Here is a 23,055-nt window from a genome sequence, read left to right as displayed (position 1 = left end):
GAATTGAACAGGCTATGTTTATAAGGGATTTGTTTCGGCTTATAGCCAATGCGTTTTAGCGTTTCACTTCATTTAACGCTAATAATTAATCCGCGAATCTTTTTCTACAGGAGCAGGCAATGAGCAACAGAGAGTTGGGCCGTTCGGGCATTAGGGTGCCGGCATTGACCTTCGGCGGCAACGTGTTTGGCTGGACGGCGGATCGTCAGACGTCTTTCAGCCTGCTGGATGCGCTGGTGGAGAACGGGCTTAATTTTATCGACACCGCCGACGTCTATTCGAGCTGGGTGCCGGGCAACCAGGGCGGCGAATCGGAGACCGTGATTGGCGAATGGCTGAAGCAAAGCGGCAAGCGCGACCAGGTGATCATCGCCACCAAGGTGGGCAAGCCGATGGGCGAAGGCAAGCAGGGGCTGTCGCCGCGCTATATTCGCCAGGCGGTGGAGGATTCCCTGCGCCGCCTGCAGACCGATTACATCGATCTGTACCAGTCGCACGATGACGATCGCGACACGCCGTTGGCGGACACGCTGGCGGCGTTCGATGAACTGATCAAGGCGGGCAAGGTGCGGGCGATCGGCGCCTCCAACTATCAGGCGGATCGGCTGGAAGAGGCGCTGCAGATCAGCGAGCAGCACGGGCTGGCGCGCTACGAAACCCTGCAGCCGGAATACAACCTCTATGCGCGTGAAGGGTTCGAGAAAGCGCTGGCGGCGGTAACGCAACGCCACGGCCTGGGGGTGATCAACTTCTTCTCGTTGGCCAGCGGCTTCCTGACCGGCAAATACCGCAGCGCGCAGGACGAGGGCAAAAGCCAGCGCGGCGACCGGATCGTCGCTCAGTACCTGAATCCGCGCGGGTTTGCCATCCTGGCGGCGCTGGATCGGGTGGCGGAAAAGCACGGCACCTCGCCGGCGCAGGTCTCGCTGGCCTGGCTGATTGCTCGGCCGGAGATTACCGCGCCGATTGTCAGCGCCACGTCGTTGCCGCAGCTGGATGAATTGGTCAGCGCCACTCGCCTGCGGCTGGATGCCGATGATATCCAGGTATTGAATCAGGCCAGCGCCTGGTAAAGCCGATTGCCCGATGGCAATTTTGCTCTATTCTGAATGGGTCACAGTGACCCATTCAGGAAACTGCAATGCAGAACGATATTATCAACGATCTTGCGGCGCTGGAGCAGCTGTACGGCAAGCCGGCCGCGCCGTCGGTGTTCAAAGAAGTCAGCTATATTCACCCAGTCTATCGTCCCTTTATCGAAGCGGCGCCGTTCGCCGCGTTGTCTACCGTCGGGCCAGACGGAATGGACGTTTCCCCGCGCGGCGATCCGGCCGGCTTTATCCATATCGAAGACGAGAAAACCCTGCTGTTGCCGGACCGGCGCGGCAACAATCGCATCGACAGCCTGCGCAACATTCTGCATGACGACCGGGTGGCGCTGCTGCTGCTGATCCCCGGCATCGGCGAAACGCTGCGGATTAACGGCCGCGCGGAGATTGTTGTGGCGCAAGAGGTGCTGCAGCGCTTCGCCCACCGCAACATGCTGCCGCGTTCGGTGCTGCGTATTCGGGTGGAGGCGGTGTTTTTCCAATGCAGCCGGGCGATACTGCGTTCCGGATTGTGGGATGAAGCCAGCCGCCTTGAGCGATCTGCCTTGCCCAGCACCGGCAGCATTCTGGCTGAGGTGAGTAAAACGCGGTTCGATGGCGAAGAATACGACAGCGCGCTGCCGCAGCGGCTGAAGGATACGCTGTATTAGCTGCGGGCGGCGCTGATGGCGGGCAACAGCTGAGCCAGGCAGGCTTCCACCGTGCGGCCGGCGGTGTCGATGCGCGTCACCGGCGTGGTCCAGGGGGCGTAATCGTGGGTGCTGACGCTTTGCCAGCCGGGTGGCTGCAACCCGTCGATGTCGCCGCGGCGGGTCTCTACCCGATGGCGGTGTTCGGCGCGGTCAGAACAATGGACCTCAATGTCCAGCCAGCGGCTTCCCGCCCGTTGCGCCACCTGCCGCCAGGCTTCGCGTGTGATCGGCAGCGGATTGACCGAGTCGGCGATCACGCTGTGCCCGAGGCGCAGATTGTCGCCGGCGACGCCATAGGCGGCGAAATAGCCGGCCGGCCCGATGTCATCGGCCAGCACGCCGCTGTTGCGTATCGCCTGTTCAAGGGTATCGATGCGCAGATGCAGCGCCGGCAGACTGGTTGCCAACGCCCGCGCCAGGGTGGTTTTGCCGCTGCCCGGCAGCCCGGAAAGCACGATCAGCATGTTTGCTCCCGCCATTGTTGCTTGCTCAACCGATACAATACATGTTTTTGCAACGGGTGGCCTGCGGGCAGGCGCGGGTGCAGGAAGGTTTCGCTGTCGAAGCGCATGCCGATGCGTGTCATCACACGGCGCGATGGCTGGTTGTTTTCGGCAGTAAAGGACATCACTTCCGGCAAGTGTAGCGTGCCGAAAGCGCACTCCAGCGCGGTGCGTGCCGCTTCAGTGGCATAACCGTTGCCCCAGTGAGCCGCCGCCAGCCGCCAACCGATCTCTATGCCGGGGGAGCAAGGCAGGTCGTCGCCCGGCCGCGCCAGCCCGACAAAACCGATAAAAGGCGCACCGCCTTTCACTTCCACCGCCCATAGCCCCCAGCCATGTTGTTGCATGAAGGCGCGGATACGTTCGGCCTGCGCGCGGCTTTCCTCGGCCGTCATCGTCGCGGGGAAATAGCGCATGACCTGCGGATCGGCGTTAAGCGCGGCGAAGGCCGGCAGATCGTCGTCGCGCCAGGGGCGCAGCCGCAGCCTGGCGCTGTCGAGGGTATGGATGGTTGACATGATGCATGGCCTCCAATGAGCCAGGGGGCGGCGAATGTATGAACCGCACCCTTGGGCTGTTAGCGGAACAGCGTTTGCGCCCAGCGCGCCAGCCCGGCGGTCACCGAGCCGAAGTCGTTGCCACCGACGATAGGAATGCCCGGCAGCTGCTGTTGCAGCGCGGCGCGCAACAGTGGCGAACGCGCGCTGCCGCCGGTCAGGTAGATCACCTGCGGCGCCTTCTGGCTGCTGGCCAGCGCGGCGCTGACCTGCTCCTGAATGCGCATCAGCGGTTGCGAAATGGCCTCGGCGAGCTGATCCTGGCTGATGGTTTCCGCCAGCTCAGGCTGCACGAAGGCCAAAGGCGCGCTGATGCTCTGCTGGCCGGAGAGGGCGATTTTACTCTCCTCCGCCGCGCGCACCAACCTATAGCTCAGGCGCTGCTGGTGCACCTTCAACAGGCGCTTGACCTTCTCCGGCTCCGCAGCGTCGCGGATCAGGTCACGCAGCATGCGGCCGTTGGCGCTGCTGTAGAAGTCGATCTGGGCCGGTACGTCGTTGGTCGCCACCGCGTTCCAGTAAGGCAGCGCCGGCAGGGCGATGCCCTTTTCGGTTTCGCCGCCCATGCCGAACAGCGGCATCAGCTGTTTGAAAGCCAGCATAATGTCCAGATCGTTACCGCCGACGCGGCAGCCGCTGTGCCCCAGCAGGCTCTGTTGGCGCTCGGCGCGATCGCGCCATTGCGGGCCCATCAGCAGTACCGAACAGTCGGTAGTGCCGCCGCCGATATCCACCACCAGCACGATTTTTTCTTCGTTCAGCGTCGCTTCGAAGTCCAGCCCCGCCGCCACCGGCTCGAACTGGAATTCGATGTCCTTGAAGCCTGCGCGTTCGGCGGCGCGCTGCAGGATGCCCTGCGCCTGCCGGTTGGCGTCTTCGCCGCCGATGCCCTGGAAGTTGATCGGCCGGCCGATCACCGCCTGATCGATGCCGGTTTGCAGCACGCCTTCCGCCTGACGCTTGATGTGGAACATCATGGCGCACACCAGGTCTTCAAACAGCGCAATCTGCTGCGGCTTCAGGCCGTTGGCGCCGAGGAAGGATTTCGGCGAGCGCACGAAGTACACCTCTTCCGGATCTTCCACGTAATGCGCCAGCGCCTGCAGGCCAAACTGCAGGCTGTCGGCGTTGACCGGGATGTCTTCTTCGCGGTTGTAGCTTATCGCCCGGCGCAGCAGCTGTTGGTTCTCTTCGCTGCCGGTCGGCACCTGCCAGTGGCGGTGCAGGCACTCGCTCACCGCTTCGCGGGTTGGCGCGCACAGCATCGACGGCAGATACGGCTCGTTATTTTCCAGCGTCAGCAGCTCAGGGCCGTTGTCTCGCATCACTGCGACGGAACAGTTGGCCGTTCCGTAATCGAATCCAATAAACATATTTTTCTCAGTCCCCATGCCAATGAAGGGGGGCGACTTTACCCGAGACTGTTCCATCGGGCAACGTGCCTTTGCCCGAGTGTCGAAAAATTTAGCGGCCGCCGCCGCGACGTGCTTAAATCTTAATGTCCGAATTCCGCACGTCAGCGCACCGGCGGAGCGCCATAATGCACAAAAAAGTGACCCTGAGCGTTGCCATGAATCATTCACAACAGGCGTTCTACGATGCATTGCGCGCCCGCGACCGCAAATTCGACGGCCGTTTTTTCGTCGGCGTGTCCTCCACCGGCATTTACTGCCGCCCGGTGTGCAGCGCCCGCACGCCCAAGATTGAAAATTGCACCTTTTATCCGAGCGCGGCGGCGGCCGAACTGGCGGGCTTTCGCCCCTGCCTGAAATGCCGGCCGGAGCTGGCGCCCGGCCTGGCGCTGATCGATCTGGGCAACCGCTACGCCCAGGTGGCGGTGCAGCTGATTGAGCAGGGCTACCTGTCGGAGCACAGCTGTGAGCAACTGGCGGCGCGGTTGGGCATCTCTGACCGCCATCTGCGGCGCATCTTCGCCGAACAGTTTGGCGCCTCGCCGATCGATTACGCCCAGTCGCACCGGCTGTTGCAGGCCAAGCGGCTGTTGGCGGACACGGATCTGCCGCTGAGCGAGGTGGCGTTCGCCGCCGGCTTCGGCAGCCTGCGGCGCTTCAACGAACTGTTCAAAACGCGCTATCGTCTGATCCCCTCGGCGCTGCGCGGCGGCCGCAACGAAAACGCCGCCGCCAGCGGGCTGGTGTTTCATCTCGGCTATCGCCCGCCGTATGACTGGCCGCGCATGCTGGGCTTTTTGCAGGCGCGTGCGGTGCAGGGCGTGGAGCAGGTGCAGGGCCGGCAATATATGCGCTCGATCGCCGTCAGCCAGGGCGGGGTGGCGTACCGCGGCTGGGTGAGCGTAGAGCCGGAGGAGGCCAACAACCGGGTGCGGGTGGAAATTGCGCCTTCATTGAGCCGGGTGACCACCGAGGTGCTGCGCCGCATCCGCCAGCTGTTTGACCTGGACGCCGCGCCGGATCTCATCGCCCAGGCGCTGGGTACGCTGGCCGCCGATGCGCCGGGCCTGCGTTTGCCGGGCTGCGTCAACAGCTTTGAACAGGCGGTGCGGGCGGTGCTTGGCCAGTTGGTGAGCGTGAAGATGGCGGCGACCTTCGCCGGCCGCATGGCGGAACGCTGGGGGACGCCATTGGAACAGCCGCAGGGCGGCATCACCCACGTGTTCCCAAGCGCCGAGCAGGTGGCGCAGCTGCAACCGGAAGAGCTGCGCCCGCTTGGCGTGCAGCTGAAGCGCGCGGCGGCGCTGATCGGCATCGCGCGGGCGTTCAGCGCAGGGCGACTGCAGCTTGATAACGTGCTGGACATCGAACAGGGCATTAAGGCGCTCACCGCGCTGCCGGGCATCGGCAGCTGGACCGCCAGCTATATTGCGATGCGCGCCTGGTCATGGCCGGACGTGTTCCTGGCGGGCGATTACCTGATCAAACAGCGCTTCCCCGGCATGACGCCGCGCCAGATTGAGCGCTATGCCGAACGCTGGCGCCCGTGGCGTTCCTACGCCACGCTGCATCTGTGGCACAACGACGGCTGGGCGCCGTCGGAGGAATAAGCCGTTAAAGCAGAAATATCGTCGCGAGGCCGAGGAAGATAAAGAAGCCGCCGGTGTCGGTCAGCGCGGTGATCAGCACGCTGGAGCCCACCGCCGGATCGCGGCCCAGCTTGATCATGGTCATCGGGATCACCACGCCCATCAGCGCCGCCACCAGCAGGTTGAGGATCATCGCCAGCGTCATCACGCCGCCCATAGCCAGATCGCCATACAGCAGCCAGGTGACCACGCCCATGATGCCGCCCCACACCACGCCGTTGATGACAGCCACCCCCAGCTCCCTGAGCAGCAGGCGCGAAATGTTGCCGACCTCGATCTGGTGCAGCGCCAGCGCACGGACGATCATGGTGATGGTCTGGTTGCCGGTGTTGCCGCCGATGCCGGCGACGATCGGCATCAACGCCGCCAGCGCCACCAGCTGTGAAATGGTGTGTTCGAACAGGCCGATGACCCGCGAGGCGATAAACGCGGTGCACAGGTTGATGGCCAGCCAGGCCCAGCGGGTTTTCACCGCCTTGCTGACCGGCGCGAACACGTCTTCTTCCGGGCTCAAACCGCCCAGACGGCGCAGGTTGGTGTCGCTTTCTTCGTTGACGGCGTCGACAATCTCTTCAATGGTCAGGCGGCCCATCAGCTTGCCCTTGGCGTCGATCACCGGGGCGCTGATCAGGTCATAACGTTCGAAGGCGCCGGCCGCTTCGTCGGCTTTATCTTCGGGCTGGAAGCTGGCGGGATCGTTGTCCATCACGTCGCGCACCAGGGTCTCCGGGTCGTTCAGCAGCACCGCGGTGAGCGGCAGTTCGCCCAGCAGGGTGTTTTTGCGATCGGTGACGAACAGTTTGTCGGTGGCGTCCGGGATGGTTTTGCGCATGCGCAGGAAGCGGTGCACCGCGCCGAGCGTGACGTCCGGGCGCACCGCCACCAGCTCGAAGTCCATCATCCAGCCGACGGTGTCCTTGCCGTAGTGGATCATCTCGCGCACCTGAGCGCGCTGCTCCGGCTCCAGCGAGGTCAGCAGGCGGCCCATCAGGTTGCGCGGCAGGTATTGCGCCAGGTAGGCCTGCTCGTCGACGTCCAGCGTTTTGATCGCTTTGAGCAGGTCTTTATCGCTCATTTCTTCGATCAGGCTGTCCCACACCGGCTCAGCCACTTCCACCAGCGTTTGGCCGCGTTTGGCATTGCCCACCAGCCGCCACAGCGCCAGGCGTTCGTCCTGCGGCAAGGCCTCCAGCAAATCCGCCAGGTCGGCGGCGTGCATATCGTCCAGCAGGCTGGTGATCTCCGCCGTCTGATTCAGCAATTCGCTCTTGCTGAGGACGTTTTCATCCCCCGGCCGGCCGAGAATACCGTCGACCAGCTCTTTGTTGTTTAACAGCAGCGAAAGGATGCGCTGGCGATGTTCAGCGACTTTTTTGACGTTATGGGTAGCGGCAGACATGGTATTCCTTAACGGGCGCTCGGGTTCCTTGCGGGGGCTCTCTCAAAGATAGAGCATAGCGAGTGCAGGCGTCATTTTTATGAAACGGGCGGGCAAGGCGTCTAGGGGGCATTGCCCCGATTTTCTGCGCTGCTTTCGGTGGCGCTTTGAGGGGGCGCCAGCCGCTTTTCCTGATGATGGGGCACCGCCACCACGGCGGCGTACAGCAGCCGGCCAATCAAAATGATAAAGCTGATAAACAACACTATCTTCGTCATTTGTCCGGTGGTTTTTCTACGCATATATCACCCGGCCTGCCGGTTCCCGTGTTATCTGATGGCGGAAGTTGTAACCGGAATTTTAGGCGCTGATGACAAAAGTTGTCCATTTATTTCCTGCCGCTGAAGCAGCGCATTCTACCGCCGTTTAGTTTAGGTTTGGTTTATGGAAAGTAACCTGACGCCAGGGTAATACAAAAAGTTGGTTTGCTCATTTTTTACCGGATTTTTATCTATTGATTGATCGCGGTCAAATCCTGACCGACCCCAGCGCATAAAATTTACAGCCATTCACGCCGCCGCTTTCTCGCCGCTGTCCTGAATGGATAGCGGTATGGAAAGGAGCCTGCCTGATGTTTATGGATTTATTGATCCGACGGTTACGCCACCGCGGGTGGGGTTATCCCTTAATCTGCAGCCTGCTGTTGATCCCGATTGCCGGTTGGCTGTCGCCGCATTTCCTGTCGCCCGAGGGCAAGGTTTACCTGATCTATTTACCGCTGGCGGCCTGCATCGCGCTGCTGCGGTGCTTTGACTGGCGAGCGCTGCCGGGCATCGCCGCCGCCGTTCTGCTGCGTTATGCCAGCCGGCTCGGCCTGGAGATTGGCATCATCATGATGATGCTGTTCCTGGGCTGTTTGAGCCTCAGTTGGTTGGGGTACCGCTGGCGCACCCGGCGCCGCTGGTGCGCCGCGCCCGGCAGCCTGAGCCTTGCGCGGGCGCGGCTGTTATGGTTGGTCGCCTTGCCGTCGCTGTTGTTCATTTTGGGCCTGCAGCTGTTGATTGGCCTGGGCGCCTTGCCCGATGAGCTGGGGCTGGCGTCCGGCTATGCCGGCTACCTGCGCAGCCTGGTCAACTTTCAGGCGTTGCTGCTGGGTTGCCTGACCGCCATGCCGCTGTTTTACGCGGCATTGCGCTGCCTGGTCAAGCCGCGCTGCGCGCTGGCGCTGTGGCGGCGTTTTCGCCGCGAAAAGGCGTGCGAAAGCGGCAAAGGCGAGCTGCGGCTATGGCTGCTGGTGATGGGCTGTATGCTCTCCGCCCTGTGTTATCGCATGGAGGGCGACGTTTACCCGTTGCTGAACGACTACGGTTTGACGCTGCTGTTGCCGGTGATGCTGTACAGCGCGATGCGCTTTGGCTATCAGTTCAACAGCGTGGTCTGGCCCGTCACCTTGCTGGTGCTGTTCACCTATTATCGCGGCTATATGCAGTGGGATAACCCGTTGCACAACATCGCCTTTATTTCTTCCATGCTGCTGGTATTTACGCTGTGCGTTTTCCTGGTGTCGGCGATCAACACCCGGCAGCGGGCGACCCAGGCCCGGGCGCAAAACGCCGCGCTGCGGGACCCGATGATCGGCTTGCCCAACCTGCGGGCGCTCAGGCGCGATTTGGCCGCCGCGCCGCATTCGACGTTGTGCTTTCTGCGAGTGGCTGAATTGGATCTGCTCAGCCACAACTATGGCATGCAGCTGCGTATCCGCTTCAAACAACAGCTGGCGGCGCTGTTGCGCCAGGTGCTGAAGCCGGATGATGGGGTTTATCACCTGCCGGGTTACGATCTGCTGCTGCGGCTGGAGGGGGGCGACGCTCAGCCGCAGGTGGCGCGCATTTATCTGGCGCTGGAAAAATTTCGCCTGGTGTGGAACGGCTTGCCGGTCCATCCCTCGTTGGGGATCGGCTATGGTGCGGCGGGGCCGGGCCAGGAACACCTGTACCCGCTGTTGGGCGAGCTGAGTTCGCTGGCCGAGGTGTCGCTGAGCAGCGGGCGGCCAGAGAACGCGCAGCATGACCGGCGCCGGCTGCAAGAGGAAATCAGGCGCAAGGTGGCGGTGCTGCACGGCGTGCAGCAGGCGCTGGATCATGACGGCTTTGTGCTGATGGCGCAGCCTATCCTTGGCGTGCGGGGCGGCTGCTACCATGAAATCCTGCTGCGCCTGCCGGACGCGCAGGGCGGCCTGTTGCCGCCCGACGCCTTTTTACCGGTAGCGCACGAATTTGGCCTGACCTACGCGTTGGATATGTGGGTGCTGCGCCATACGCTGCAGTTTATGGCGCGCCAGCGAGACCGCCTGCCGCAGGCGCATTTTGCGGTGAACCTATCGCCGTCATCGCTGTGCCGCCCGATGCTGAGCCAGGATCTGCGTACGCTGCTGAGACACTACCGGATTGAACCGGCGCGGCTGATGCTGGAGGTCACGGAGTCGCACCTGCTGCAGGAAACCGACTGCGCCAGCGCCAGCCTGCAGGCGCTGCGGGCATTGGGCTGCCGCCTGGCGATCGACGATTTCGGCACCGGCTATTCCAGCTACGAGCGGCTGAAGATGCTGCAGGTGGATACGCTGAAAATTGACGGCAGCTTCGTGCGCGGCATGTTGACTAACCCGTTGGATCGGCAAATTATCGCCTCGATATGCGAGGTGGCGCAGTTAAAGCGGTTGCGCATCGTGGCGGAATACGTCGAGAGCGAAGCACAGTTCGAGGCGCTGAAAACGCTGGGGGTGAGTTACATGCAGGGCTACTATATCGGCAGGCCGCAGCCGCTGGCGCAGCTGGCGGCAGACGCCCCTCCGGCGGCAGAGGGGCGCTGAGGATCAGGCGGTGCGCTGTTCGCCCTGCGAGCCTTCTTCCTCGATAACCAGCTTCCAGCCGACAACGTCGTTCCAGTAGGCCTGCTCGCGTTCGAAGTCCAGCTGCACCAGGTTGTTCTGCGCCAGATAGCCGCTGGGGAAACGCAGCGTCCAGTGGTTGTCGTCGGTGCTCAGGCGCAGCGTCTCCGGCGTGGTGGTCGACTGGCGCTGGTTGTTGAGCAGGGTGCTCAGCCGCAGCAGCTGGATCAGCGGCAGGTAATGCTTTTTCTTGAACAGGTTCAGGCGCGGCAGCTCTTCCAGCTTGATGGCCTTGCGGTGGAAGCGCACCAGCGCCGCCAGCAGCAGCTGTTGCTCCTGGTTGAAGCCCGGCAGGTTGGAGTTTTGCAGAATGTAGGCCGAATGGCGATGCATGCCGCTGTGGTTGATGCTCAGGCCCACCTCGTGCAGCATGGCGGCCCACTTCAGCAGCGCTTCCAGCTGCGGATGCACCAGCTTGGTATTTTGCGCCATCCACTGTGAATACAGCAGCTCGGTGGTTTCCAGCACCCGTTTGGCCTGTTCGCGGTCGATGTTGTAGTGATCGGCCAGGCTTTTGGCGGTGCGGCTGCGGATGTCCTGATGGCGGAAGCGGCCTTCCATTTCATACAGCACGCCTTCGCGCAGCGCGCCGTCGGACAGGCGCAGGTCGCGTATCGCCAGCGCATCGAACACGCCGCACAGGATAGCCAGCCCCGGCACGAACACCGACTGGCGGTCTTCCGACAGCCCCGGCAGGCTTAACGCGTTGAAATTCTTGAACTGCAGCACCTGCTCGGCCAGCATTTCCAGCCGATCCAGAGTGATCAGGCCGTCTTTTTCGCCCATCGCCACCAGCACTTCGTGCGCGGCCTTGATGGTGCCCGAGGCGCCCAGGGCGTATTGCCAACCCTGAATGCGGTATTGCCAGGCCAGGGTTTCCAGCTTCTGCGCTGCGGCAAGGCGCGCGCGGCGGAAGTTGTTTTTGCCGATCTCCCCGCCCGGGAAGAACATCTGGGCGAAGCTGACGCAGCCCATGCGGCGGCTTTCCGCCAGCAGCGGTTCGAAATCTTCGCCGATAACCAGCTCGGTTGAGCCGCCGCCGATGTCGATCACCAGCTTGCGGCCTTTCTCGGGCTGGGTGTGTTCCACGCCCATGAAGATCAGACGCGCCTCTTCCTGGCCGGCGATGATTTCGATCGGGTAGGGGATGACCTTGGCGGCGCGCTTGAGGAACACCTCGGCATTCACCGCCTGGCGCAGGGTATGGGTGCCGACGATGGTGACGTTATCGGCAGGGAAGCCCTGCAGCCGTTCGGCGAACAGCGCCAGGCAGGCCAGGCCGCGTTCCATTGCCTCTTCACTGAGCACATTATTGCTGTCCAATCCATCGGCGAGGTGTACCCGCTGTTTTAAACGGCCTAACACCTGTAAGGCGCCGTTGACGACGCGGGCTATCACCATGTGGAAGCTGTTCGACCCGAGGTCGATGGCAGCGAATTCCTGCGGTTTGTTCGTTGCAGTGCTTTTTAGCGGCATAGTTGCTGGCCTACTGTCCTGGTTGTTCCAGAGCTTTTAAATACTCGTAAATAGCCACCTGTGAGCGCACCTTGCGGCGGTTGCCGCGCGGCACGTACTGGTTGCTCAGTTCTTTGTCTAGATAGCGGGCTTTGACCGTATCGCTGAACAGGATCTCCAGAATATCCAGAACGCGCTGTTTCAGCGCCGGATCCAGCAGCGATACCGCCACTTCGATGCGGTAATCTATGTTGCGGGTCATCCAGTCGGCGGAGGACAGATACACCCGTTTGTCACCTTTGTTGTCGAAAACGTACACCCGATCGTGTTCCAGATAGCGGTCGACGATGCTGATCACCTGGATATTGTCACTGATCCCCGGCAGGTTGGGAATCAAAGAACACATGCCACGCACCAGCAGGCGTATTTTTACGCCGGCGCCGGATGCGGTATATAACCGATCTACCAGCCCTTTATCCACCAGATTATTGATTTTTAGCATAATGCCGGCCTGTTCTCCGGCCTGGGCGTTGGCGATTTCGTTGTCGATCAGTTCGTACAGTTTCAACCGCGAGTTCTGCGGCGATACCATCAGGTTATCGAAGGTGACCGGGCGATACGGGTTCTCGATAAAGTTGAACACCCGGCGCACTTCGTTGGTAATGCGCGCGTCGGCGGTCAGCAACGAATAGTCGGTATAAATACGCGCGGTCTTTTCGTTGAAGTTGCCGGTGCCGATATGAGCATAGCGCACAATTTGGTCGCCTTCCCGGCGTGAGATCAGGAACAGCTTGGCGTGGATTTTCAGCCCCGGCGCCGAGAAAATCACGTGCACGCCGGCTTCGGTCAGGCGTTTGGCCCAGTGGATGTTGGCCTCTTCGTCGAAGCGCGCCTGCAGCTCGACCACCACCGTGACCTTTTTGCCGTTGTGCGCCGCGTGGATCATCGACTCGATGATGCGCGAGTCTTTCGCTACGCGGTAAATGTTGATTTTTATCGCCAGCACGCTCGGATCGAACGATGCCTGGCGCAACAGCTCCAACACGTGCTCGAAGGTGTGGTACGGGTAATACAGCAGCACGTCTTGTTCGCGAATGGCGTCGAAGCCGTTGCGGAAACGGTCGAACCAGATATGGCGCAGGCGCGGCAGCGGCCTGTTGACCAGGTTGGCTTTGCCGACGTTCGGGAAGCTGATGAAGTCTTTGAAGTTATGGTAACGCCCGCCGGCGATCACCGAGTCGTAGTTGGAGATGCCGAGCTTGCCGCGCAGCAGCTCCACCATCTCGTTCGGCATATCGCGCTGATAAACGAAGCGCACCGGCTCGGCGGTGAGGCGCTGTTTCAGGCTGGAAGACATCAGTTCCAGCAGGCTGGATTCCATCTCGGTGACCAGATCGTATTCTGCGTCGCGGGTCATTTTCATCGAATAGGCATTGAGCGCGTCGTAGTCGAAGAACCCCTTGAAGATGTCGTCCAGGCAGTAGCGCAGAATGTTGTCCAGCAAGATCATCGGTTTGCGGCGGCGCGGCGCTTCCGGCGGCAGGTTGACGAAGCGCGGCACCTTGTCGGAGGGGATTTCCAGCAACGCGTAGTCGATGCGCGCGCCGCGGATGATCTCTACCGCCAGATAGGTGTAATCGTCTTTCAGGAACTGCACCAGATTGGTGTCGTGGTTGATCAGGATCGGCGTGATGTGCTGGCGCAGGTGCTGCTTGAAGTATTGCCGCAGCCAGATTTGCTGGTTTTCGGAGACCTGGCGTTCGTTGATCAGGAAGATCTGGTTGCGCGCCATCTCCAACAGCAGGTCGTTATACAGGCTGTCGAACTCCTGATCGGTTTTCAGCACCTTGGCCTGGATCTTTTTCAACAGGTGGCGCGAGGCGCCGGCGGAGCCTTGTTCTTCACTGATCAGGATGCGTCGTTTGAGATCGGCGAAGCGGACCTTATAGAACTCGTCGAGGTTGTTGGAGTAAATGCCCAGAAAACGCATGCGCTCAATCAGGGGATTGCTCTTATCTGCGGCTTCCTGCAACACGCGTTCATTAAAGGATAACCAGCTTAGTTCTTTTTCGATGTAGAGCTTTTCCTGACCCATTGCCACTCCAGTTCAATTTTAGAATAGGATCCGGGACGCAGCGCCCGGATGCCGCTCTATTGTCCTTCCTCATTATTGCGAGAGATTGACAGGAAAGTCCAACATATCCATTGCGTTGGGGGGCGGCATTTGATGGCGGAAAATTTTTTTCTGCGGCGGTGAGGGCAGCCTTCCCGCTCTGCTGGAATAAATGATGAATATAAGGCTTTTAGGCGGGTAAAGAGATCGGCTTCGCCATCATTTTTCAGCAATATAACCACGCCATATTGGCCTATGGCAGTAGAAAACGCTAAAGGAACGGCGGCCAAGTTTGTCATGCAAACGTCACAAAACTGACATAAGATGCCCGGTTATCTTACGGTGCAAGCCCGATTTCATCAGCGACAGCGAGAGACATGGCACAGACTACGGCAACTCAACATCCCCGGGATCGCTTGCGCGGGCGCATCGACCGTGGCGTACAGGCGGCGGTGACCGTCAGTGGGCTGCTGGTGCTGATGACGCTGATGCTGATCTTCGTTTACCTGCTGTTTGCGGTGCTGCCGCTGTTCAAACCGGCGTCGCTGGGCCAGGCCCAGCCGCTGCCGATCGACGCCTCCGGGCCGGCGCTGGCGCTGGGCATGGACGTGCAGCAGCGCATCGGTTACCGCATCGATGCGCAGGGCGCAGGCCAGTTCTACCGCCTTGCGCCGCCGCAGGGGGGCAAAACCGCCGAGCCTCTGGCCCAGCAGACGCTGCTGGCCAAACCGGCGCTGCTCAGCCAGGCGGCGGGCGAGCGCGATCTGTTCGCGCTGGCGCAGGCCGACGGCCGCTTCGTGATCGCCCAGGCCGATTTCACTTCGGCGGAAACCGCACTGCCGCAGTGGGCATTCCCGCTGGGGCAACGCCCGCTGGCGCTGGATAAACAGGGGCGTTCGCTGCAGCTGTTGACCCTGGCGGAGGCGCACCGCAACCAGTATTTGCTGGCCGGCGTGACGCAAGACAACCGCCTGGTCTTCGGCCGCTTTAGCCCCGATCGGGCGCCGCAGCTGAGCGCGCTCGCGCTGGAAGGCGGGGCGCAGCAGCTGGTGCTGACGCCGGACGGCCGTCAGCTTTACCTGCTGGCGGGCAACCGGCTGGCGCGTTACCAGATTGACGGCGCCCAGCTGCAGCTGAGCGAAACGCGCACCCTCGGCGAGCGCCCGCCTTATCGCCTGACGGCGCTGCCCGGCGGCAGCGCACTGCTGATTACCGGCGCCGACGGCAACACGCGCGAATGGTTCGACGTGGAAAAGAACTCGCGCTGGCAGCTGACGCCGGTGCAGCATTTCGATCACTTATCCCAGCCGCAGGACATGCTGGCGGCCGAGCCTTATCGCCGGGTGTTCGCCACCCTGCGGCCCGATGGCGGCTTCTCGCTGTTCTCCAGCATTCAGCCCCAGCCGCTGCTGAATGGCCGGCTGAGCGGCGCAGTGACGCGCATGGCGTTTGCGCCGCGCGGCGACGGCCTGCTGCTGGAAACCGCAGAGGGCTGGCAGCGTTATGCCATCGATAACCCTTATCCCGACGTCACCTGGCGTTCGCTGTGGGGCAAGGTGTGGTATGAGAACTACCCGCAGCCGGCTTATGTTTGGCAGTCCACCTCCGGCGAAGACAGCTACCAACCCAAGTTCAGCCTGGTGCCGGTGATTTTCGGCACCTTCAAGGCGGCGGCTTACGCCATGCTGTTCGCCATTCCGCTGGCGCTGGCCGGCGCGATTTACACCGCCTACTTTATGACGCGGGGGCTGCGCCGGGTGATTAAACCCGCCATTGAGGTGATGGGGGCGCTGCCGACGGTGGTGATTGGCCTGGTGGCGGGCATTTGGCTGGCGCCGGTGATTGAACACTATTTGCTGGCGGTGCTGTCGCTGCCGCTGCTGTTGGCGGCCGTAGTGCTGCTGTGCGGCGGGGCGGTCAACCATTTTGCGCCGCGCCGCCCGGCCGGCGTCGATCTGCTGATCCTGCTGCCGCTGCTGGCGTTGACCGTATGGCTGGCGTTTAGCGCAGGGCCGTGGCTGGAGGTGGCTATCTTCGGCGCACCGCTGCATTTCTGGCTGGGTGACGATTACGATCAGCGCAACGCGCTGGTGGTGGGCGTGGCGATGGGTTTTGCGCTGGTGCCTATCATCTTCTCGCTGGCGGAGGACGCGCTGTTCAGCGTGCCCGCCACCCTGAGCCAGGGATCGCTGGCGTTGGGGGCGACCCAGTGGCAAACCGTGGTGCGGGTGGTGCTGCCTTCGGCCAGCGCCGGCATTTTCTCCGCGCTGATGATCGGCTTTGGCCGCGCGGTCGGGGAAACCATGATAGTGCTGATGGCCACCGGCAATACGCCGATTATCGACGGCAGCCTGTTCCAGGGGCTGCGCGCGCTGGCGGCCAATATCGCGATAGAAATGCCGGAGGCGGTATCCGGCAGCAGCCATTACCGCGTGCTGTTCCTCACCGCGCTGGTGCTGTTCGTCTTTACCTTTGTATTCAATACGCTGGCGGAGGCGGTGCGCCTGCGGCTGCGTGAGCGTTATACCCTCAACCAGGAGGCGCCGTGAGAAACTGGATGAGAAGCGGCTCGCCGTGGGTGTGGCTGACCGCCGGTTCGGTGGCCGTCAGCCTGCTGGCGCTGATCGGCATCATGCTGCTGCTGGCCGGGCAGGGCATGCGCTATTTCTGGCCCAGCCCGGTGTATCAGTTTGAGCTTAACCAGAGCGCGGCCGGGCCGGTGACGCTGATCGGCGAACTCTATCAGCAGCAGAGCATTTCACGCCGCCAGTTGGCCGAGGCCGGCGTGACGCCGCCGGGCGACGCGCAGAATATTGAGCGCTACCTGATCAAGGTCGGTAACCGCGAAAGCGAAGAGCAGGATTTCCGCACCCTGCTGGCCAGCGATATTCGCCGCCAAAGCACGCCGCGCGATCTGCTGGTGCTGGAGCGCAACAGCAACGGCACCGCCTATGGTTATCTGGCGGGCATGCTGGAAGACGGCCAGCCGCTGACCGGCCGCAACCTCAGCCAGGCCTTGCGGCAGCGTTTGCCGCAGATCGCCGCGTTGACGCGCCAGGCGAATAAGATTCAGTTTCACGACATGGCGCGCATCAACCAGCAGTTTGATGCGCTGCGGCTGCGTGAAAAGCGCCTGCAGCAGAATGCCCAACTGGATGCCCGCGCCCAGGACGCCATCAAGGCTGAAAGGGTGGAGCTGCAGCGCCAGTTCCGCACGCTGGCCGATCGGCTGGACGGGTTGAACCGCGATCGCCTGCGTGACGCGCTGCTGCTGCGCGACATGCACGGCCAGACGCTGACCATTCCGCTGAACCAGGTGCGCGACGCCTGGTACCCGAACGCCATGAACACCGGGCAGAAGCTGGCGCACTGGGGCAGCCAGGTGAAGAAATTCCTCAGCGACAGCCCGCGCGAGGCCAATACCGAAGGCGGAGTGTTCCCGGCGATATTCGGCACCGTGCTGATGGTGGTTTTGATGTCGATCGTGGTGATGCCTTTTGGCGTGATTGCCGCGGTGTATCTGCATGAGTATGCTGGCAATAATCTGCTGACGCGGCTTATCCGCATTGCGGTGGTCAACCTAGCCGGCGTGCCGTCGATTGTCTACGGCGTGTTTGGCCTGGGCTTTTTTGTTTACATGATTGGCGGCACGCTCGACCAACTGTTCTATCCTGAATCCTTGCCCAACCCGACCTTCGGCACCCCCGGCGTGCTGTGGGCGGCGCTGACGCTGGCGCTGCTGACGCTGCCGGTAGTGATCGTCGCCACCGAGGAGGGGCTGTCGCGCATTCCCGTCGCGCTGCGCCAGGGCTCGATGGCGCTGGGCGCCAGCCGCGCGGAAACCTTATGGCGCATCGTGCTGCCGATGGCCGCGCCGGCGATGATGACAGGTTTGATTTTGGCGGTGGCGCGCGCCGCCGGCGAAACCGCGCCGCTGATGTTGGTGGGCGTGGTGAAATCGGTGCCGGTGCTGCCGGTGGATGACATTTTCCCGTATCTGCATCTGGAGCGGAAGTTTATGCACCTGAGCTTCCAGATTTACGATATGGCGTTCCAGAGCCCAAGCGTGGAGGCGGCGCGGCCGTTGGTCTTCGCCACCGCCTTCCTGCTGGTGACGATCGTGGTGGGCCTGAATCTGGCGGCGATGGGCATCCGCCATTCGCTGAGGGAGCGGTATAGAGCATGGTCGCAGTAACAATGACGTTATTCTTGGGGAGTGCGTAATGGGTTTGATGACGCCAGGCAGTTTGCCCCGGCTGGATGTCCAGCATCTTGATGATGAACAGACCGCGCTGGCGGTCAATGGCCTGAACCTGTTCTACGGCGAGAAACAGGTGCTGCACAATATCTCGCTGCGCATTCCGAAACACCGGGTGACGGCGCTGATTGGCCCCTCGGGCTGCGGCAAATCGACGCTGCTGCGCTGCTTCAACCGTATGAACGATCTGGTGGATAACTGCCGCATCGAGGGCGATTTGCAGCTCAACGGCGTGGGCATCTCCGGCAGCCAGATTGACGTGGCCGCGCTGCGCCGGCAGGTGGGCATGGTGTTCCAGCGGCCGAATCCGTTTCCGAAATCGATTTATGAAAACGTGGTGTACGGCCTGCGCCTGCAGGGCGTGCGCGACCGGCGCCTGCTGGATGAAGCGGTGGAACGTTCGCTGCGCGCCGCGGCGCTGTGGCACGAGGTGAAGGACCGGCTGCGCGAGAACGCCTTCCGGCTTTCCAGCGGCCAGCAGCAGCGGCTGGTGATCGCCCGCGCTATCGCCATCGAACCGGAGGTGCTGCTGCTCGACGAGCCGACTTCGGCGCTGGATCCGATCTCCACCCTGACCATCGAAGAGTTGATCTCCGCGCTGAAGCAGCGTTACAGCGTGGTGCTGGTGACGCACAACATGCAGCAGGCGGCGCGCGTCTCCGATTACACCGCCTTTATTCATCAGGGCAGGCTGGTGGAGTACAACGATACCGACGCCATCTTCACTTCGCCGCGCCAGCGCCGCACCGAGGATTATATTACCGGGCGCTATGGTTAACAGCATCGCGGCGAAGACCGGTGGGTTTTCGCCGCGCATTGGCGATGAAAACCCGCCGGCATAGCGCTCTTCTGAGTAGAAAGATCTTTTTTATATTTCTTACGGCCTCTGCACTATTAATGCTATATAGGTAACGTTCACCAATAGCTCACTTTTTTGTGTGATATTTATATTGATTTTTGTTTCGTTAGATGTCTCAATCATTTATTTCTATTATGTAATTTATTCTTTTTGTCGATGAATGGATGCCTATTTATATAAGGAGTATATAAGAATGAACATTGATGCAAGTTATATTAAAGAGTTATCTCCGCTGTTATTGCCTATGCTGAGCTCTGCGGTGGCATGGTGGTTTTTACGTTGGTTAAAGGGGTATGATTCCCGGCGAAATTGCCAATTCGACCGCGTCAGCGATGCGAAACGCCTGTCGGCGCTAGCGCGCATCCAGGCGTTGCGAGACCGGCCGCAGAGCGACATGACGCTGCTGCACACCAAGGCGCTGTATGAAAGCATTGGTATCCGCCTGCCGGTATGGGTGGCGCATCAGCTGGTGGATTATCTGGGCCGCGCGCCGCTGGCATTGAGCGATCTTGCGCTGAACTGTTTCTTACGCCACACCTCTCTCACTTCAAGCAAAAACGAAGTATTCGCCCTGGATGGCAATCGGCTGCGGCGCCAGCGTTTTTCGCTGATGATATTTCTGGGCGTTAGCACGCTGGCTATCGCCTACGGCTTCTGCATCACGGCGCTTCCCTTGGATGAAAGCGAAGCGACCGCCAGCAAGAAGTTTGAGTTTGTATTCTTCTTTTTTGCCTATTTGATCATGGCGTTTTTCATCGTGGCCTGGTCGGTGAATGAATGGGAGTCTCTGCGTCTCGCCAAGGCTTTTTGGCAGAAATGGCTGCCCCACCTGTGCCAAAACGAAGCGGACTATCAGGCGCGTTGTCAGCACCAACGCGACGCTATCGCCGAGGAAAACACACCCGATGTTGCGTTGGAGTCCGTCATCGACTTGCCGCCGGCCAAAAAGCCGCCGCGTGGATGGCTGATGCGCATGTTGGGCAATAAAGATAAATGACCCATAAGGGCCATATCAGCAATATGGCCCTTATTCACACGCTAGATGCATTGCCAGTGATCAGCATGAGGATGGTTTCTGCTGCCTGGCCGTTAATAACCGAGAGGGCGGCGGGACGAGTTTATGAGGCCTTAACGGGCTCTGCCAGCCAAACGCAATACCAAACCAATAAAGAGCAGAGCAACCGCTGAGGCGTACAGTGGGAACCAACGCGCCCACCAATGAGTGGAAAATAGCGGTGCGTTATTGAGATTGTTGGCCACTGAGCCACTATATATATTCAGGGAAAAAGTTATTGCAAAGATGATTAGGCCGATAAAAATAAGCAGATTTGAAACTTTGGTCATCGCGTTTCTCCTTATTGTGAATATCAGAGACAGATCCAGATTGTCGTTGTGAGTTTTAACTTAATTATTTATATCAGATGAATAGTTATGATTGCTTACTTTCATTTCAGGGTTTTATGATGTGAAAAAACCTTCCCTAGATACTAACTGGCTCTTTCCCCGATAAAAACCCGCTTTCGCGGGTTTTTCACTTTTACTTCTATTTCACCAGCGGTTTATCACCGGTTTGCGTTTTGAACTTCGCCAGATACTGCGGTTGGAAGATGCACATGCGCAGCACGGTGCGGTATTCGCCGTTGACGAAGAACTCGTCGATCAGCTCGCCTTCCACGTTAAAGCCCAGCTTGCTGTAGATGTGGATCGCCTTGGGGTTTTCCTTGTCGACGATCAGGTACAGCTTGTACAGGTTCAGCACCGAAAAGCCGTAGTCCATCGCCAGGCGTGCGGCGGTGCTGGCGTAGCCTTTGCCCTGGTGGGCCGGATCGATGATTATCTGGAATTCCGCGCGGCGGTGGATGTGGTCAATCTCCACCAGCTCCACCAGCCCGACCTTGGCGCCTTCGTGCTCGATGATAAAGCGCCGTTCGCTCTGATCGTGGATGTGCTTGTCGTAGAGATCGGAAAGCTCCACAAAGGCTTCGTAGGGTTCTTCAAACCAATAGCGCATAACGCTGGCGTTGTTGTCCATCTGGTGGACAAACGCCAGATCGTCCCGTTCCAGTGGGCGTAATCTGACGTTGGCGGTGCTGGACATGTGTGCTCCTCTATGTCGTGAAATTGCGCAAAGTATAACTTCGGCGCAGGCATTGCGGCGAAGAAAAAACGGCGCCGCGTGGGCACCGTTTAGGCAAGGTTCAGGCTGCGCGCCGTCAGTCGGCGGCGTGCCCCTGCTCCGGCAGGCGTTCGCCGTCCAGCCAGGCGGCGCCTTCACGCATCGCCAGGCGGCCTTCGACGAACCAGTTCACCACCAGCGGGTAGAGAGTGTGCTCCTGGGCCTGCACCCGTTCGATCACCTCGTCTTCCTCGTCGCCGGGGAAAATCGGCACCTTGGCTTGCAGGATCACCGGGCCGCCGTCGAGCTGTTCGGTGACGAAGTGCACCGAGGTGCCATGCTCGCCGTCGCCGTTGTCTATGGCCTGCCGATGGGTATGCAGGCCCGGGTATTTCGGCAGCAGGGAAGGGTGAATGTTCAGCATGCGCCCGGCGTAATGCTGCACGAACTGCGGGCTGAGGATGCGCATATAGCCGGCCAGCACCACCAGATCGGGCTGGTACCGGTCGATGGCGTCCGCCAATGCGGCGTCGAACGCCGCGCGATCTTCATAGGCTTTGGCGTCCAGCGCGTGGGCGGCAATGCCGGCCGCCTCGGCGCGCTGCAGGCCGTAAGCCTGCGCCTTGTTGCTGAACACCGCCACGATCTCTGCGGCGATGCGGCCCTGCTGGCAGGCGTCAATCAGCGCCTGGAGATTGCTCCCCTGGCCGGAGACCAACACCACGATCTTTTTCATCAGTTGATGACCACTTGCTGTTCGTCAGAAGAAGCGGCCAGTTTACCGATTTTCCAGGCTTTTTCACCTGCCGCGGTCAGCAGTGCAAGGGCGGCGTCCACTTCGGCTTCCGGCAGGGCGATAACCATGCCCACGCCGCAGTTGAAGGTGCGGTACATTTCATGACGGCTGACGTTGCCGGCCTGCTGCAGCCAGTTGAACACCGCCGGCCACTGCCAGCTGGCTTCGTCGATCACCGCCTGCATGCCTTCCGGCAGCACGCGCGGGATGTTCTCCCAGAAGCCGCCGCCGGTCAGGTGGGCGATGGCGTGCACGTCAACGTTGTCGATCAGTTCCAGCACCGATTTTACGTAAATCTTGGTTGGCGCCAGCAGGTGGTCCGCCAGCGGTTTGCCGTCGAGATCGGTGGTGGTTGGGTCGGTGTTGCTGACTTCCAGGATTTTGCGCACCAGCGAGTAGCCGTTGGAGTGCGGGCCGGAAGCGCCCAGGGCGATCAGCGCGTCGCCGGGCTGCACCTTGCTGCCGTCGATGATTGCGGATTTCTCGACCACGCCGACGCAGAAGCCGGCCACGTCGTAGTCTTCGCCGTGGTACATACCCGGCATTTCGGCGGTTTCACCGCCCACCAGCGCGCAACCGGACTGCTTGCAACCTTCGGCGATGCCGGTGATCACACTGGCGGCGGTATCCACGTCCAGCTTGCCGGTGGCGTAGTAATCGAGGAAGAACAGCGGCTCAGCGCCTTGCACCACCAGATCGTTCACGCACATCGCGACCAGATCGATGCCGATGGTGTCGTGACGTTTCAGGTCCATCGCCAGACGCAGCTTGGTGCCTACGCCGTCGGTACCGGAAACCAGCACCGGCTCGCGGTATTTCTGCGGCAACGCACACAGGGCGCCAAAACCGCCCAGACCACCCATCACTTCCGGGCGGCGGGTCTGTTTAACTACACCTTTGATGCGATCTACCAATGCGTTGCCTGCATCGATATCGACACCTGCGTCTTTATAGCTGAGAGAGGTTTTGTCGGTCACTGCGCGATCCCCACGACGGTTTGCGGTTTGAAAACTGTGCTTCCGATATTGATTCCGGAAAAAGGCGCGGCAATTCTAACAGCGCAGGCAAACGTTTGCGAGCGGCTTGTGAGGCAGCTCCGCTTTTTCGTCATCTATACTGATATTCAAACTTTTGTTGATCCCGATCGGGCTATTGTGGGTGGCGCGGCCAAAAAAAGGAGGTATAATCCCGCGATTTTTTTGGCCGTCAAC

The 23,055-nt window shown here is 60.9% G+C and carries 20 protein-coding genes; 8 read left to right on the top strand and 12 right to left on the bottom strand.

Features of this window, described 5'->3' with window-relative positions; all coding sequences use genetic code 11:
- Positions 1 to 119 precede the first annotated feature (119 nt).
- Both KHA73_RS17875 and KHA73_RS17870 read left to right on the top strand, forming a co-directional pair.
- Positions 120 to 1,073 (top strand): aldo/keto reductase, encoded by a 954-nt coding sequence (locus tag KHA73_RS17875; RefSeq protein WP_234585747.1) that lies wholly within the window; start codon positions 120 to 122, stop codon positions 1,071 to 1,073.
- Between the two features lie 68 nt (positions 1,074 to 1,141).
- A complete protein-coding gene (locus KHA73_RS17870) occupies positions 1,142 to 1,759 on the top strand; it encodes a pyridoxamine 5'-phosphate oxidase family protein (RefSeq protein ID WP_234585746.1) in 618 nt (205 codons plus the stop codon).
- Here the strand turns inward: KHA73_RS17870 and KHA73_RS17865 are convergent.
- The 3 genes from KHA73_RS17865 to yegD are packed head-to-tail and all read right to left on the bottom strand — an operon-like array spanning position 1,756 to position 4,234.
- Complete coding sequence (locus tag KHA73_RS17865; protein ID WP_234585745.1) at positions 1,756 to 2,265, bottom strand: AAA family ATPase; 510 nt, start codon at positions 2,263 to 2,265, stop codon at positions 1,756 to 1,758. The genes KHA73_RS17870 and KHA73_RS17865 overlap by 4 nt on opposite strands.
- Complete coding sequence (locus KHA73_RS17860; RefSeq protein WP_234585744.1) at positions 2,259 to 2,822, bottom strand: GNAT family N-acetyltransferase; 564 nt, start codon at positions 2,820 to 2,822, stop codon at positions 2,259 to 2,261. The genes KHA73_RS17865 and KHA73_RS17860 overlap by 7 nt, the downstream gene beginning before the upstream one ends.
- A gap of 59 nt (positions 2,823 to 2,881) precedes the next feature.
- Positions 2,882 to 4,234, bottom strand: a complete 1,353-nt coding sequence (gene yegD / locus KHA73_RS17855; RefSeq protein ID WP_234585743.1) for a molecular chaperone — start codon at positions 4,232 to 4,234, stop codon at positions 2,882 to 2,884.
- Positions 4,235 to 4,401: 167 nt separating this feature from the next.
- On the opposite strand from yegD, the gene alkA reads away from it, so the two are divergent.
- Positions 4,402 to 5,883 carry a DNA-3-methyladenine glycosylase 2 gene (alkA, locus tag KHA73_RS17850; protein WP_234585742.1) on the top strand — a complete coding sequence of 494 codons (1,482 nt, stop codon included), beginning with the start codon at positions 4,402 to 4,404 and terminating at the stop codon, positions 5,881 to 5,883.
- Positions 5,884 to 5,887: 4 nt separating this feature from the next.
- Here alkA and mgtE read toward each other — a convergent pair whose 3' ends face one another.
- Positions 5,888 to 7,321: a magnesium transporter gene (mgtE, locus tag KHA73_RS17845; RefSeq protein WP_234585741.1), complete on the bottom strand. Its 1,434-nt coding sequence runs from the start codon at positions 7,319 to 7,321 to the stop codon at positions 5,888 to 5,890.
- Between the two features lie 101 nt (positions 7,322 to 7,422).
- Positions 7,423 to 7,602, bottom strand: a complete 180-nt coding sequence (locus KHA73_RS17840) for a YfgG family protein (protein WP_234585740.1) — start codon at positions 7,600 to 7,602, stop codon at positions 7,423 to 7,425.
- A gap of 329 nt (positions 7,603 to 7,931) precedes the next feature.
- Between KHA73_RS17840 and KHA73_RS17835 the strand changes: the two genes are divergently transcribed.
- Entirely contained in the window at positions 7,932 to 10,169 is a 2,238-nt protein-coding gene (locus KHA73_RS17835; RefSeq protein WP_234585738.1) for an EAL domain-containing protein, read from the top strand.
- 3 nt (positions 10,170 to 10,172) lie between these two features.
- Here KHA73_RS17835 and ppx read toward each other — a convergent pair whose 3' ends face one another.
- The 3 genes from ppx to KHA73_RS17820 are packed head-to-tail and all read right to left on the bottom strand — an operon-like array spanning position 10,173 to position 14,114.
- Positions 10,173 to 11,723 (bottom strand): exopolyphosphatase, encoded by a 1,551-nt coding sequence (gene ppx, locus KHA73_RS17830; RefSeq protein WP_234585736.1) that lies wholly within the window; start codon positions 11,721 to 11,723, stop codon positions 10,173 to 10,175.
- 10 nt (positions 11,724 to 11,733) lie between these two features.
- A complete protein-coding gene (ppk1, locus tag KHA73_RS17825) occupies positions 11,734 to 13,797 on the bottom strand; it encodes a polyphosphate kinase 1 (RefSeq protein ID WP_234585734.1) in 2,064 nt (687 codons plus the stop codon).
- A gap of 56 nt (positions 13,798 to 13,853) precedes the next feature.
- A complete protein-coding gene (locus tag KHA73_RS17820) occupies positions 13,854 to 14,114 on the bottom strand; it encodes a hypothetical protein (protein ID WP_234585733.1) in 261 nt (86 codons plus the stop codon).
- A 78-nt stretch (positions 14,115 to 14,192) separates the two neighbouring features.
- On the opposite strand from KHA73_RS17820, the gene KHA73_RS17815 reads away from it, so the two are divergent.
- The 4 genes from KHA73_RS17815 to KHA73_RS17800 all read left to right on the top strand — a co-directional run bounded on the left by KHA73_RS17815 (position 14,193) and on the right by KHA73_RS17800 (position 19,929).
- Positions 14,193 to 16,364 (top strand): ABC transporter permease subunit, encoded by a 2,172-nt coding sequence (locus tag KHA73_RS17815; RefSeq protein ID WP_234585732.1) that lies wholly within the window; start codon positions 14,193 to 14,195, stop codon positions 16,362 to 16,364.
- An 8-nt stretch (positions 16,365 to 16,372) separates the two neighbouring features.
- Complete coding sequence (pstA, locus tag KHA73_RS17810; protein WP_234591325.1) at positions 16,373 to 18,010, top strand: phosphate ABC transporter permease PstA; 1,638 nt, start codon at positions 16,373 to 16,375, stop codon at positions 18,008 to 18,010.
- Positions 18,011 to 18,038: 28 nt separating this feature from the next.
- Positions 18,039 to 18,851, top strand: coding sequence for a phosphate ABC transporter ATP-binding protein PstB (pstB, locus tag KHA73_RS17805; protein WP_234585731.1), 813 nt, complete (start codon positions 18,039 to 18,041; stop codon positions 18,849 to 18,851).
- A 274-nt stretch (positions 18,852 to 19,125) separates the two neighbouring features.
- The gene (locus KHA73_RS17800) at positions 19,126 to 19,929 is read left to right on the top strand and encodes a hypothetical protein (protein ID WP_234585730.1); all 804 of its coding nucleotides are present in this window, start codon (positions 19,126 to 19,128) and stop codon (positions 19,927 to 19,929) included.
- Positions 19,930 to 20,060: 131 nt separating this feature from the next.
- On the opposite strand, the gene KHA73_RS17795 is transcribed toward KHA73_RS17800, so the two are convergent.
- The 4 genes from KHA73_RS17795 to purM all read right to left on the bottom strand — a co-directional run bounded on the left by KHA73_RS17795 (position 20,061) and on the right by purM (position 22,821).
- On the bottom strand, positions 20,061 to 20,276 hold the full coding sequence (locus KHA73_RS17795; protein WP_234585729.1) for a hypothetical protein: 216 nt from the start codon (positions 20,274 to 20,276) through the stop codon (positions 20,061 to 20,063).
- Between the two features lie 199 nt (positions 20,277 to 20,475).
- Complete coding sequence (gene speG / locus KHA73_RS17790; RefSeq protein WP_234585728.1) at positions 20,476 to 21,030, bottom strand: spermidine N1-acetyltransferase; 555 nt, start codon at positions 21,028 to 21,030, stop codon at positions 20,476 to 20,478.
- A 115-nt stretch (positions 21,031 to 21,145) separates the two neighbouring features.
- Positions 21,146 to 21,784: a phosphoribosylglycinamide formyltransferase gene (gene purN, locus KHA73_RS17785; RefSeq protein WP_234585727.1), complete on the bottom strand. Its 639-nt coding sequence runs from the start codon at positions 21,782 to 21,784 to the stop codon at positions 21,146 to 21,148.
- Entirely contained in the window at positions 21,784 to 22,821 is a 1,038-nt protein-coding gene (purM, locus tag KHA73_RS17780; RefSeq protein WP_234585726.1) for a phosphoribosylformylglycinamidine cyclo-ligase, read from the bottom strand. Before purM ends, purN begins: the two co-directional genes overlap by 1 nt.
- Positions 22,822 to 23,055 lie beyond the last annotated feature (234 nt).

It is taken from the genome of Serratia entomophila (genome assembly GCF_021462285.1).
GTDB classification, from domain to species: domain Bacteria; phylum Pseudomonadota; class Gammaproteobacteria; order Enterobacterales; family Enterobacteriaceae; genus Serratia; species Serratia entomophila.
This window is presented reverse-complemented; position numbering and strand designations above follow the sequence as displayed.